General features: G+C 42.1%; 9 protein-coding genes and 3 pseudogenes. 2 read left to right on the top strand and 10 right to left on the bottom strand.

Going from position 1 to position 14,034, the window contains the following annotated elements; all coding sequences use genetic code 11:
* Positions 1–466 precede the first annotated feature (466 nt).
* Entirely contained in the window at positions 467–2,260 is a 1,794-nt protein-coding gene (argS, locus tag DXA15_RS16915; RefSeq protein WP_128134801.1) for an arginine--tRNA ligase, read from the top strand.
* A gap of 198 nt (positions 2,261–2,458) precedes the next feature.
* Here argS and topA read toward each other — a convergent pair.
* Positions 2,459–4,806 (bottom strand): annotated as a pseudogene (gene topA, locus DXA15_RS16910) (type I DNA topoisomerase).
* Positions 4,807–4,963: 157 nt separating this feature from the next.
* Here topA and DXA15_RS16905 point away from each other — a divergent pair.
* The gene (locus tag DXA15_RS16905; protein WP_128134800.1) at positions 4,964–5,227 is read left to right on the top strand and encodes a tetratricopeptide repeat protein; all 264 of its coding nucleotides are present in this window, start codon (positions 4,964–4,966) and stop codon (positions 5,225–5,227) included.
* 81 nt (positions 5,228–5,308) lie between these two features.
* Here the strand turns inward: DXA15_RS16905 and DXA15_RS16900 are convergent, their stop codons facing one another.
* From DXA15_RS16900 to DXA15_RS16860, 9 genes and pseudogenes are all read right to left on the bottom strand, one after another.
* Positions 5,309–6,352, bottom strand: coding sequence for an alpha-L-fucosidase (locus DXA15_RS16900; RefSeq protein ID WP_128134799.1), 1,044 nt, complete (start codon positions 6,350–6,352; stop codon positions 5,309–5,311).
* Between the two features lie 95 nt (positions 6,353–6,447).
* Positions 6,448–7,050 carry a porin family protein gene (locus DXA15_RS16895; protein WP_128134798.1) on the bottom strand — a complete coding sequence of 201 codons (603 nt, stop codon included), beginning with the start codon at positions 7,048–7,050 and terminating at the stop codon, positions 6,448–6,450.
* 138 nt (positions 7,051–7,188) lie between these two features.
* Complete coding sequence (locus tag DXA15_RS16890) at positions 7,189–8,793, bottom strand: PQQ-binding-like beta-propeller repeat protein (RefSeq protein WP_128134797.1); 1,605 nt, start codon at positions 8,791–8,793, stop codon at positions 7,189–7,191.
* A 178-nt stretch (positions 8,794–8,971) separates the two neighbouring features.
* Positions 8,972–9,784, bottom strand: a complete 813-nt coding sequence (gene nagB, locus DXA15_RS16885; RefSeq protein WP_048315180.1) for a glucosamine-6-phosphate deaminase — start codon at positions 9,782–9,784, stop codon at positions 8,972–8,974.
* Positions 9,785–9,936: 152 nt separating this feature from the next.
* Positions 9,937–11,133: an FprA family A-type flavoprotein gene (locus tag DXA15_RS16880; protein WP_128134796.1), complete on the bottom strand. Its 1,197-nt coding sequence runs from the start codon at positions 11,131–11,133 to the stop codon at positions 9,937–9,939.
* Between the two features lie 10 nt (positions 11,134–11,143).
* A pseudogene (gene lgt / locus DXA15_RS16875) lies at positions 11,144–11,991 on the bottom strand (prolipoprotein diacylglyceryl transferase).
* A gap of 99 nt (positions 11,992–12,090) precedes the next feature.
* A pseudogene (locus DXA15_RS16870) lies at positions 12,091–12,986 on the bottom strand (diaminopimelate dehydrogenase).
* A 184-nt stretch (positions 12,987–13,170) separates the two neighbouring features.
* Entirely contained in the window at positions 13,171–13,509 is a 339-nt protein-coding gene (locus tag DXA15_RS16865) for a T9SS type A sorting domain-containing protein (RefSeq protein WP_128134795.1), read from the bottom strand.
* A 133-nt stretch (positions 13,510–13,642) separates the two neighbouring features.
* The gene (locus DXA15_RS16860) at positions 13,643–13,927 is read right to left on the bottom strand and encodes an HU family DNA-binding protein (protein ID WP_128134794.1); all 285 of its coding nucleotides are present in this window, start codon (positions 13,925–13,927) and stop codon (positions 13,643–13,645) included.
* Positions 13,928–14,034 lie beyond the last annotated feature (107 nt).

Here is a 14,034-nt window from a genome sequence, read left to right as displayed (position 1 = left end):
TTATAAACTATCCCAAATTACATATGTAGAAACAATTATAAGTTCTTTCGATACTAAATACTCGTTTCACTCTTTTCTTTCTCTATTATTTCCCAAATAACACTCTTTCTTTCAGTTACAAAGATCGTTTTTCTCAAACAAATTACTATTCTATTGTTGTTTCTGATATTATGCATTAACACTCTCCATCACTACCCATTTCAAAGGGAAAGCACAAATCGCTTACACTTTTCGAAACAAGCGTTAAGCAATTCAACTTTATTTGCAAAAAGTGAAAAACAAACACACTCATACCGTACGATTTGTAAATATTATCAACAAATATGTAAACCCGATTTCCTCTCTTTTGGAGGATACGGCAAAGGACAGGCAAACTACTAATTCGGAATAGCCGGACGCAGGTTTTTAGAAAATAATCATGTACCTTTGCAGGCAAAATAAAATCCGAATATATAGAAGTAAGAATATGGTTATTGAACAGCAGATTACCGGTGCGATCATTGCCGGCATAAAAGAACTGTACGGAGCAGAAGTTCCTGCCGCCCAGATACAGTTACAGAAGACAAAAAAAGAGTTTAAAGGACATCTTACCCTGGTTGTATTCCCATTCCTTCGTGCATCGAAGAAATCGCCGGAACAAACAGCACAGGAAATCGGCGAATATTTGCAGAAAAACGAACCGGCCGTATCTGAGTTCAATGTAATCAAAGGATTTCTGAACCTGACTGTTGCCGGCCCGTGCTGGATCGACTTGCTGAACACGATCAATGAGCAACCTTCATACGGAATAGTTCCCGTTACGGAACAATCTCCGCTGGTGATGATCGAATATTCTTCACCCAATACAAACAAGCCGTTACACCTGGGTCACGTACGTAACAACCTGTTGGGTTACAGCTTGTCTGAGATCATGAAAGCCAACGGTAACAAAGTAGTCAAGACCAATATTGTTAATGACCGCGGTATCCATATCTGTAAATCCATGCTTGCCTGGCAGAAATGGGGCGAGGGCGTTACTCCCGAATCATCCGGAAAGAAAGGTGACCACCTGATCGGTGATTTCTATGTATTGTTTGACAAACATTACAAACAGGAGTTAAAAGAACTGGAAGAAAAGGGCCTGACCAAAGAAGAGGCAGAAGCGCAGTCGACCTTGATGGCCGAAGCCCGCGAAATGCTCCGCAAATGGGAAGCCGGCGACGCTGAAGTCCGTGCTTTATGGGAGAAAATGAACAGTTGGGTATATGCCGGTTTTGATGAAACCTATAAGATGATGGGCGTAGACTTCGACAAGATCTATTACGAATCACAAACCTACCTGGAAGGTAAAGGCAAAGTGATGGAAGGTCTTGAAAAAGGTATCTTCTACCGCCGCGAAGACGGTTCCGTATGGGCCGATCTGACCAAGGACGGACTGGACGAAAAGCTACTGCTCCGTGCCGACGGCACTTCCGTATATATGACACAGGATATCGGTACAGCCAAGTTACGCTTCGACGATTATCCGATCAATAAAATGATCTATGTAGTCGGAAACGAACAGAACTATCATTTCCAGGTTCTTTCCATCTTACTGGATAAACTGGGCTTTGAATTCGGAAAAGGTCTGGTGCACTTCTCTTACGGAATGGTAGAACTTCCGGAAGGCAAGATGAAGAGCCGTGAAGGTACGGTTGTCGATGCAGACGACCTGATGGAAGAAATGATCGGTACTGCTCATGAAATTTCGCAGGAACTGGGTAAACTGGATGAAATGACTCCGGAAGAAGCTGCCAATATTTCCCGCATTGTCGGATTAGGTTCTCTGAAATACTTCATCTTAAAAGTCGATCCGCGCAAAAATATGACCTTCAACCCGAAAGAGTCTATCGATTTTAACGGAAATACAGGACCATTCATACAATATACATATGCACGTATCCGTTCTGTTTTACGAAAAGCTACTGAACAAGGCATCGTATTACCGAAACAATTGCCGGCCAATACTCCCATCTCTGAAAAAGAAGAAGGGTTAGTCCAGATGATTGCCGATTACGCTGTAACAGTTAAAGAAGCAGGGAAAGAATACAGCCCGGCTTATATTGCCAATTACATTTACGACCTGGTAAAAGAATACAACCAGTTCTACCACGACTTCTCTATCCTCCGTGAAGAGAATCCGGAAATCAAACAATTCCGTCTGGTATTATCTGAAAATGTTGCCAAAGTCGTAAAATCAGGCATGTCGTTACTGGGCATCGAAGTTCCGGAAAGAATGTAAAGGAAAATGCCCTGTCCAAAGCGGGAATAAGTCTTATAATTTTCTGTAAGCGCTGTCCTCTCTGGGGATGGCGCTTATAATTTTCTGTAAATGCAATCCCCGGGGGGAACAACGCTTATAATTTTCTGCAAGCGCTGTCCCACCCGGGGACGATGTCTATAATTTTCCGTAAGTGTTATTCCCGGAAGAGCTACCTACTTATGCTTTCTTCTTGGTTGTCCGCTTTTTCGGTGTAGCAGGTTTCTCCGCTGCTTCGGTTATGATCTTCATACATTCTTCATAAGTCAGTTTTTCCGGCTGGGTAACCGTCTTCGGTATCCGGTAATTGGCTTTCTTATACGTAATGTAAGGACCATAACGTCCATTCAGGATCTCCAGTTCAGGGTCCTCGTCAAACTTCTTCAGATAACGCTGTTCATCTTTTTTCCGTTTCTCATCAATCAGTTCGATCGCTTCTTCCGCGGTGATGGAAAGCGGATTCAGATCTTTCGGGATAGAGATAAACTTGCCGTCATGACGGATGAACGGTCCGAACCGGCCTACGGCTGCAACCATATCTTTTCCTTCATATTCACCGATGGTACGGGGAAGATCAAATAACTTCAGTGCCTCTTCCAGTGTAATCGTTTCAATAGACTGCCCCTTCATCAATGTAGCGAACTGAGGTTTCGGCGCTTCCTTATCATCCGGATGAGCCTGTCCGATCTGTACGACCGGACCATAACGGCCGATCTTTACAAATACAGGATTTCCACTCTTCGGGTCCACACCTAACTGGCGTTCTCCCACTTTATGTTCCGTCTTTATGGCAGCCGTCTCTTCTACGATCGGATGAAACAGCTTATAAAACTTATCGATCGCTTCCGTCCAAACCATTTCTCCTTCAGCAACAGCATCGAATTCTTTTTCCACACTGGCTGTAAAGTTATAATCCAACACATCCGGGAAATAAGTCATCAAAAAGTCGTTCACGACAGTACCGATATCGGTCGGCATCAACTTATTACGGTCGGCACCTACAATCTCTTTCTTGTCAGCTTCCTTTATCTTATCTTTGGCAAGTGTGATCACGCTATAAATACGCTCTACCCCTTCCTTATCTCCTTTAATCACATACTCACGATTCTGTATCGTCTGAATAGTCGGAGCATAGGTAGAAGGACGTCCGATACCCAATTCTTCCAGGCGGCGAACCAGACTGGCTTCCGTATAACGCGGAGGACGTTGCGTAAAACGTTCCGTAGCCACAATATCGTTCAGTGTCAACACTTCATGCAACTCAACCGGCGGCAATAAACCGTTCTCCTGTTCCTTTTCGTTTTCGTCATCGTAACTTTCACGATATACCTGAAGGAAACCGTCGAAAGTGATCACTTCACCGACAGCCACGAATTTTTCTTTCTTATTATTGATGCAAACAGAGATTGTCGTACGCTCCAGTTCAGCATCAGCCATCTGTGACGCAATCGTCCGTTTACGGATCAATTCATATAATTTCTTTTCCTGCGCCGATCCGCTGATTTCCGTATTACTGATATAAGTAGGGCGGATCGCTTCATGCGCTTCCTGCGCACCTTTACTCTTTGTATGATACTGGCGGAATTTATAATATTTCTCCCCGTAAGTATCCAGAATAGCTTCCTTAGCCGTACCCAATGCCAGGTCACTCAGGTTGACCGAGTCGGTACGCATATAAGTGATCAATCCCGATTCATACAAACGCTGTGCAATCATCATGGTTTGAGAAACAGAATAACCCAGTTTGCGGGCGGCTTCCTGTTGCAAAGTGGATGTGGTAAAAGGAGGTGCAGGTGATTTCTTTACCGGTTTCTTAGTGATCTCGTCAATAGAGAAAGAGGCTGCTTTGCAGGATTCCAAAAACTCCATCACCTCTTTTTTATCCTTCAGACGCTTGCTCAACTCCGCTTTCAGGATCGTTGTTCCGTCAGGAAGTATGAAATTGGCAATGACACGGTAAGCGGCTTCCGACACAAATTCGTTGATCTCGCGTTCACGTTCCACGATCAGGCGGACAGCTACCGACTGCACACGTCCGGCAGACAAAGCCGGCTTTACCTTTCTCCATAAGATAGGAGACAGTTCAAACCCCACGATACGGTCTAATACACGACGTGCCTGCTGGGCATTTACCAGATCGATATTAATATCGCGCGGTGTTTCAATCGCATGCAAAATAGCATTCTTGGTAATTTCATGGAAAACAATACGTTTTGTATTTTCCGGTTTTAATCCCAAACTTCGTACAGATGCCAGGATATAGCTTCTCCCTCGCGGTCCTCATCGGATGCGAGCCATACCTGTTCGGCAGACTTCGCTTCGGATTTCAATTCGGAAACCAGCTTCTTCTTATCTGCCGGGATCACGTACTGCGGAGCATAATCGTGTTCTACGTCTATACTAAATTCTTTTGTCTTCAAATCGCGGATGTGCCCGTAACTCGACATGACCTTGAAATCTTTTCCGAGGAATTTCTCAATGGTTTTTGCCTTGGCGGGTGACTCCACTATTACCAGATTCTTTTGCATAATCACTTTTCACTTTTTAGAAATCGAGTGCAAACATACACAAATAATTAACGTAACCGTACATCAGTAACAAAAAAACAGTTTTTTAAACCGTGATTATTATGTATGTAACGTCTTCAGAATTATCTTTGTCCGTAAAATATCACATTATTTTAATATGGAAACTATCAGACAATTTATCAACGATAATAAAACAGACGAAGCACTCCATTTGTTGGACGAGTACATCAAAAAAAATGATTCAGACGATGAAGCGTATTATCTGCGCGGAAACGTATACCGCAAGATGGGCGATATTCGCCAGGCACTCAACAACTACCTCATGGCTATCGAATTAAACCCCGACAGTCCGGCACAAACCGCCTATAATGCCCAGATCAAAATATTAGATTTTTATAACAAAGATATGTACAATCACTAAGAGGCAATTTATAAGTGCAAAGTAATGCATATCACAACTGTGTTCCTTTTGTTTCACAGAAACCGGTCGGTGCTATTATTTCTACATTTGAATCTTTTTCCGCAGTTCCTTTAACAATGTAACATCGGCATCCCGTATCTTTCCTTCCCGGTTGGGCGGGCAGTTCAGGATCAGGATATTGTCGTTCTTTGTACACTGGTGGTACAGACCGGCTAACTCTTCTACCGTCTTATACTTTTTATCAGTTGTATTGTAGAACCAACGTTCGCTTATACAGATAGTAGATTCCCACGGCATATAATATAATTTGCTGTCATGCAAGAAGAGTTTGGGATCATTATCGGCGGGCAGGTACGGATCACCCAAACGGAAGTCACTCGGGAAATAACGGATCGGATAACCTTCTTTCTGATTTTCCGGTAATACGGGATGAGCATCCGGATTTTCAGGCAGGCCGATTGTCCAGTTTATACCGATCTGACATTCCGGTTCCCTTGATTTGATTGTCTGATATATCTCTTTTGCAGGCCAGCGCTCATGTTCTTTCTCCCATCCCCCGTCAAACCAGAACTCGACGATATGAGTATATGCCTGTACAATATCGATCAGCTCATTCAGTTGTTTAATCATATATTCGTTGTAGGCTGCATCCAGACTTTTATCCTTTACATCTGCATTCACCTTACGGTCCCACAATGAATAATACAAGCCCAGGCCTATATCATATTTTTTACAAGCCTTGGCTACCTCTTCTATCACGTTCGTTTTATTCCTCGAATTAGCCACATCATATTCGGTATATTTGCTATCCCAAAGACAGAAGCCTTCATGATGTTTGGCTACCAATATGACATATTTCATGCCGGCATCTTTAGCTGTTTTGATCCATTGATCGGCATCGATAGCTGTAGGGCAATAAGAAGAAGCCGGCTTTGAGCCATCCGTCCATTCCTGATCATGGAATGTATTAATACCAAAATGAATAAACATCCCATACTTCCGAGCAATCTGTTTCTGTTGTGCCGGACTGGGCTGGTTAGACGGGACAGGCAAAATCTGATTCTGCCCATAGCCTAATTGTAAGGACAAGGCTAAAAATAAAATCGTTACAAAAGAATATTTCATGGCAATAGTATTTATTACCACAAAAATAATAGATCTTTTACATATAATAATAGCCGGATTTCGACCTAAAGTTTGCAAAATCCGGCATAAATTAGTTAGAAGCGCCAGCCAACGTTAAACTGGAGGACACCGTTACGACACTTTTCACCTTTTACTTCGCTCACGCCTGACATAGACGCCAATTTATCTGCATCAAGTATATTTGCCAAACCGATATTATAGCTCAACGAAAACAATAACCCCATAGAGGATTGGTAACCCGCTCCTATCACAAGAGCAAAGTCTACGGATTTAAAAGCATCACTCAGCTCACTTGTCGAAACAGACGTACCCGAACTGGAAATTTTCACTTTTGAAGAAACTTTGAATCCCAACTGAGGTCCGGCAAATAAATTGAAACCCTCGTAAACATAACCTTTGAAAAGGATAGGGATATTCAGATAATCATTCTTAACCTTCAGATCTGCTAACTGATCGTTCTTCGCCCCTTGCATCGAATAAAACAATCCCGGCTCGATAGCAAAATGGTCGGTCATCATAACTTCACCGGCCACCCCGATATTTAATCCAGGCTTCATACTCCCTTCAAAATTTGTCATATTAGCAAAATTCAAACCGATCTTCGGGATAAAATGAAATTCTTGTGCACTCACCTGAAATGCCACGAAAAGAAGTAATAAACATGCAATCTTTTTCATACTACAAATTGTTTTAGATATTAAACACAAATTCTATCTCAATAAACATAAGCGATTCTCCTCCTACAATGTCTGTTTTCACTCATAAACACAGACCAAAGATAAATACTAAAATTAAATTACAAACATTTTCACTTATTATATTACCGGATCTTCAATAATCCGCTCGGGGAATAACTCTTTCAAGCTTATTTCCAGAAGTTTAGTTCTTTCTTCATTCAACGTAAACACTCTATCCTTTATCACAAACAAATCGAACGGAATATATAATTCCGCTATTTTCTTTCTATTGAAATCAATCAGATATTGAGCTCTTCCCCGGCTGATAATAGAATAACCATCCCAGTTCAGATCCGAAAAAAACAAACTTTCAGGCTGATAAGTGCGAATAACCTCCATCTGCTCATCAATCTCTAAAATCTCATACCGATCATTATAAACGAAGCATGATGCAGAATCGGACGGTGTGATCCGGTTAAAAGAAATACTATCTGCATTTTCCATATAAAACGAATTGTACACAAACCCCTGTAATTTTCCGTTGTTTTTCTCATCCCAGGACGAAACTTCTATTTCCGAACTATCGGATAACTGGCAAAAGGAGATTCCATCATCAAACAATAAATATAATGTATTCCGCTCCCCTTTCAGACAAGCGTCTTCAATCCTGTCTTTTTTCTTTGTCAGTTGATTCAGATATATATTTTTCCCGGTATTTTTATCGAAGCAGGCAATGAAAGGTCTTCCGATATTGACTTCCATCATCTTTTTTTCATATACAGAAGGTAAATCTCGCAAGTTAGTACGATAGCCTGATCCATAATTGATCATATACAACCTCTCACCATAATCAAACAGTTGCGAGTGGGATGTCAGATCTTCCGGAAGGGGATATCCCCATTTCATTTTCAGCCGGTTATCCAGACAAAGTAATTGTGTGCGGTTGGCAAAATAAAATAAGGTATCATCTCTCAACACATTCGAAGTCAGTTCTACGACCGCATTAACTCCAGCACCAATCGGGACTGCACTAAAGCCAGTTAAAACGCCGGTCAGTACACCCAAAGCACCCAATGCCACCGCTCCCGTATAATTCGTTGTTCCGGTTATCATCGGATAACTCTCTCCTGATCCATTATTAATATTAACCAGGTGCATCCCGTCAGAAACGATCAGCCTTGTCGAATCATCAACCAGTCCGTGATAATTCCAGCCATACGTATGGGGAACTTCCCGAGTCCACAAAAGTTCTCCGGAATTCATCTCATAACATTCCAGTTTTTTCGAAAACCCGTTTTTGTAAGCCCACAATTTATTGTCCTCACGATCCAATATATAAGGTAGGATTTTTTTATTCCATTTCGATACCCCTGTCTGCAAATCCAGCAAAGAACTTTTCACATCTTTCGAATTAAATAAAACACCTTCGGGAAGCAATGCAAACTGATCTGTCATATAATTCATCTTTCTTTTCCACAACTCCTTTCCTGCTGGAAAATCAATAACAACCAGTTCACCTTTATTCTTATAAGATTGTTCGTTTTTGGTCAGATGCCCTATTTTCACCATAAAAAAAGTACCAGTTGTATCCATCTTATAATCCCGTATCCTCCCGTCAAATTCAAAACTACGGGCCTTCAACTCCTTTCCTTCCGTTGTTAATCCCACCATAACCTGACTCTGAGCATAAATAGACGGTCCTGAAATCAACAAACAAACGAATAAATACAACAAGCTCTTCATGATACAATCCTGAGTTTAATTAATAAATACTAGCTAGTTCCCTAAGCGGAACAATTGTATAAACGTATTTACCCTAAAACTATTGTTAATCAAAAGAGAATTAACACATACAAAAACAAAAAACCGGAAGGGAGTACCTTCCGGTTTTTTGTTTTCTCAGTAAAATAAGATCTGAATCTTATTTCAGCAAGCTGCAAGGACAAAGATTATCTTTTTCGATATCTTTAAAGTAGTTGTATGTACCTACTTTTATTTCAGCACAAGCAGCTTCGTCAGCTACGATGATACCTTTCGGATGCATCTGCAAAGCAGTGATTGTCCACATCTGGTTGATCGAGCCTTCAACAGCCTGCTGCAAAGCACGAGCCTTGTTGTGACCGTTTACCATGATCAGCACTTCTTTCGCATCCAATACCGTACCGACACCTACTGTTACAGAAGTCTTCGGAACCTTGTTTACATCGTTGTCGAAGAAACGTGAGTTAGCGATGATCGTATCTGTAGTCAGTGACTTAACACGTGTACGTGAAGCCAATGAAGAGCCCGGTTCGTTGAACGCGATATGGCCGTCAGGACCGATACCGCCCAGGAACAGGTCTACACCGCCTACAGCTTTCATCTTTGCTTCATAAGCAGCACATTCAGCTTCCAGGTCAGGAGCGTTACCGTTCAGGATATTTACATTCTCCGGCTTGATGTCTACATGGCTGAAGAAGTTATTCCACATGAATGAATGATAGCTTTCAGGATGATCTTTCGGCAATCCTACATATTCATCCATGTTGAAAGTGATGATATTCTGGAAGGAAATGACACCTTGCTTGTTCAGTTCAATCAGGTTCTTGTACATACCCAGTGGAGATGATCCGGTAGGCAGACCCAGAACAAATGGCTTTTCAGCTGTCGGATTCGCTTTCTTAATCTTCGCAGCTACATAGTTGGCAGCCCATTTCGAGAGTTGCTCGTAATCTGGTTCAATAATTAGTCTCATAACGTGTTTTGTTAATTGAAAATTGAGAATTGAAAATTGAAAATTACAGGAACTTCCAATATCAACAGACAATCTTCAGTGTTTATTAATTAGATCTTTCGTTAATAATATTCTCAACATTACGAAAACCGATCCTTTCAAATTTTCAATTCTCAATTCTCAATTTTCAATTTGTTAGCCATTGCTTCTCCCAAAGCCCAGCATTCTTCATACTTATCGGCTTTCAGACCTTGTTTTTGCTCCACAGGAGTACCAACGGTTTCCCATTTCATCTTTTCTCCGAAAGCAGTCAGGCGTTTCACTGCCGCACCCGCCCAAGTGAACGAGCCGAAATAGCCATACAGGCGGTTTTTCACTTCGCGCATCTCGATCTTGCTCAGGATGGCTTCCACTTCCGGGAACAGACTGTTCGAATAAGTCGGACTGCCGATAATGACGCCTTTGTATTTGAATACATCTTTCAGGACATACGAAGCCGGACTCTTGCTGACATTATGCAACACAATGTTCTTTACACCGTTTGCCGACAAAGAAGAAGCGATCGCTTCCGCCATCTGCTCCGTATTTCCATACATGCTGCCATAAATAACGACAACACCATCCTCCCCTTCATAACGGCTCAGACGGTCATATATTTCAATTGCCTTGTGAGCATATTTGCGCCATACCGGACCATGTGTCGAACAGATCGTATTGATCTCCAGGGCAGACAATTTTTGCAATGCACGCTGTACCGGATTACCGTATTTCCCAACGATATTGGAATAATAACGGACCATCTCTTCCCAGAAATGCTCTACATTCATTTCCTCATCGATCACACCACCATCCAACGTCCCGTAGGTTCCGAAAGCATCGGCAGAGAACAGCAACTTATCGGTAGAATCGTAAGTCACCATTACCTCCGGCCAGTGCACCATCGGAGCCATATAGAAAGATAATTGGTGACGGCCGATGTTCAGCGAATCACCTTCTTTCACTTCGTAAAGCCCGGTCGTTATATTATGATAGCCGTCCAGCATACCGAATGTCTGCTTGTTACCAATAATCTGCACATCAGGATATTGCTGGCGCAACAGGCGGATACTACCGGCATGGTCGGGTTCCATATGGTTCACAACCAGATAATCAAGCGTACGTCCGTCCAGCGCATCCGCTATTTTTTTCAGAAAGATATCAGAATAGCAAACGTCTACTGTATCGATCAATACAGTCTTTTCGTCTACGATCAAATACGAATTATAAGAAACGCCGTACGGAAGCGGCCACATATTTTCGAAGAGGGCCTTCTGACGGTCGTTTACTCCTACATAATATACCTTATCTGCTATTTCTTTTAATTTGTACATTTTATACTTTTTACTTTTTTATTTTTAGCTCTTCATAGTTATTCGGCTTCCTTGTAAGCGCCCTCCATACAAACCAGCAACCTGCCAGCACGAACGGAATACTGAGCCACTGGCCCATATTCAGGACCATGCTATCTTCAAACGCTTCCTGATTATTTTTCAGGAATTCGATAAAGATACGCGAGCCGAATATACAAATCATAAAGACCCCGAAAATAAGACCTTCCCGCTTCCACTCCTTTTTGATAAAGTAAAGCCACATGCATATACCGAATGTAACCAGGTAGCATAATGCCTCGTACAGCTGTGTCGGATGGCTGGGAACAGTAAAGATCGGCTCTGCTCCCATTTTCCAGGCATGCAGGTTCTCGATGAAACGGAAACCCCACGGAAGATCGGTCGGATGACCGTATATCTCATGGTTCATCAGGTTTCCCAAACGGATCATAGCTGCGACCAGTCCGGTCGGAACAACCAGTTTATCGAATGTCCAAAGCATGCTTTATGCGTGATGCGTCTGGAATAAAAATAGATGGCAATAACGATACCCAGCGTACCGCCATGGCTTGCCAGTCCGCCTTCCCAAACTTTGAAAATCTCTATCGGATTAGCCAGATAATATCCGGGATCATAAAAGAGGCAATGTCCCAGACGGGCGCCGACTACAGTACCCACCATGGTATAAATCAGCAGGGAATCGATCCATGCAGGAGGAAGTTTTTCATTTTTCCACATACGGCTTACAATGGAATAACCAATCCAGAAACCGATAGCAAAAGCAAGTCCGTACCAGCGAATTTCGCGTGAACCTATGGAAAAGATGGCGGGGTCAGCCGTCCAGGTAATAAAATCGAGCATAATTTTATAATTGAAAATTAAAAATTGAAAATTGAAAATTGAAAATTGAGAACAGGGCGAGACCTAATTTTCAATTTTCAATTCTCAATTTTCAATTTATTAAACCAGTCGTTTAATCAAGTCTTCTCTATCACCGCAGATCATATCGATCACCGGCAATTCGATCATGGTGTAAGCACCCGGCTGCTGTTTGAAGCTTGCGCGGGCAACAGCTACCAGAATCTGGCAGTAAGAGCCGGGTTGTTGATCTTCATGTCGAATTCAACCAACTGGTTCTGAGTCTTGCCTGATACACCTTTGCGGACCAGGTTCACACCGTGTCCCATATCCAGCAGGTTGTCAACGCATTCCACCTGCATTACGTGTGTTTCGTCGTGTGCGAAATAATCGTCAGCCTTGATCGCGGCAGCTACCTGCTTGAAATCGTAACCGTCTTTTACTTCGATATAAACCATACGGCGGTGAACGCCTGTTCCCATCGGAATTGTCATGGACAAAGCAGCCTTGACACCTTCGATCGCTTTCACGGCAACCGTATGTCCCATACTCATCCCCGGGCCGAAGTTTGTATAAGTGATACCTTTCGGCACCATTGCTTCCAGCAGGGCGCGAACAACAGAGTCGCTTCCCGGATCCCATCCGGCAGAAATAACGGCAACCGTATTATGTGCCTTGGCTACAGCATCCAGCGAACGGCGCAGGTCTACGATACCTCCGTGGATATCGAAGCTATCTACCGTATTAATACCTAATGAAAGAATTTCTTTTGCGTACGTTTCAACGCTGCGGGTAGGAGTTGCAAGAACGGCAACGTCTACTTTATCTAACTTGGTGATACTGTCTGTCACAGTATAAGCTTTCAGTTCGTCCGGTACGTCATTCGGATTACGACGTACAACACCTGCCACTTCAAAATCAGGAGCGGCTTCCAGGGCCTCTAACACATACTTTCCAATGTTGCCATAACCAACGATGGCGGCTCTAATTTTCTTCATACTTTAGTTTTTACTTTTCAACCAACCGCAAAGTTAATTATAATTGCCGAAAATCCATCCGTACATTATTAAGAAATCCTTATTACAAACAAATCAAACTCGAATCTCATAGATGTATTTACATACAATCCACGAAACCCGAGCTGCAACCTTTTTATAATAATATAAAAAACAGATTACATTTTTAACGAATCTGAAACTTTTGCGTTTCTACTCCTTGTTCCCCTTCAATTCTCAACAGATACCCCCCTGCGGAGAGAAAAGAGAAAGTAGTTATTTTTTCCGGTCGGACAGAACTATAAACCAGCCTTCCATCCATTGTATAGACAGCTAGATTCCCATAACTCCCATCAAGATACAGTATTTTGTCGATAACGGAAAAACGATCGGATAACAGATTAATCTTTTCTGTCGATACCGGATCTTTATACACCAGTTCCACACTTTGTACCGACAAAGTATTATGTTCCTTTATCTTCTTTCGGTCGCCACGATAATCAGCTGCAGAAAGAATAACATTCATCTTTTCTTACCCACTCTGCCGAAAAATCTCCATTGGGAATGGATTGGGCACCGAAAGAACCGTAAATCATATAGTTGTTGACAATCAAATGAAAACAGATAATTTAAGTAGATTCTTTCTCATTATTTTAATTCTATTTATCCACTTTATTCAAAGCTTCCAGTAAAAATTTTCCAGGCCTGAATTTCGCACTCACACGAGGCTCTATCCAACAAGGTACCCCCGTTTTCGGATTGCGGGCAGCACGCCCGATTTGTTTCCAGGAAGTGAATGTTCCAAATCCCTGCAACTCCAACGGTCTATTCTGTTGCAACTCTTCCGTCAAAATATCTTGAAATACTTTTACAAATTGTTTTGCTTCTACCTGGGTTATAGACATACGTTCGGATATTTCTTTAATCAACTCTCTCTTTACCATATTTTCCGTATATTTTATTATAGATTCTATTTTTCAAAAGAGATGTTCTACAAAAGATAGCTATCTCCGCAGAACATCCCTTCTACTAATTAACCTCTAAATATATT

The organism is Parabacteroides sp. AM58-2XD (assembly GCF_003463685.1).
Taxonomy (GTDB): domain Bacteria; phylum Bacteroidota; class Bacteroidia; order Bacteroidales; family Tannerellaceae; genus Parabacteroides; species Parabacteroides segnis.
Note: the sequence above shows the minus strand (reverse complement) of the source record. Positions and strands in the feature narration are given on the sequence as shown.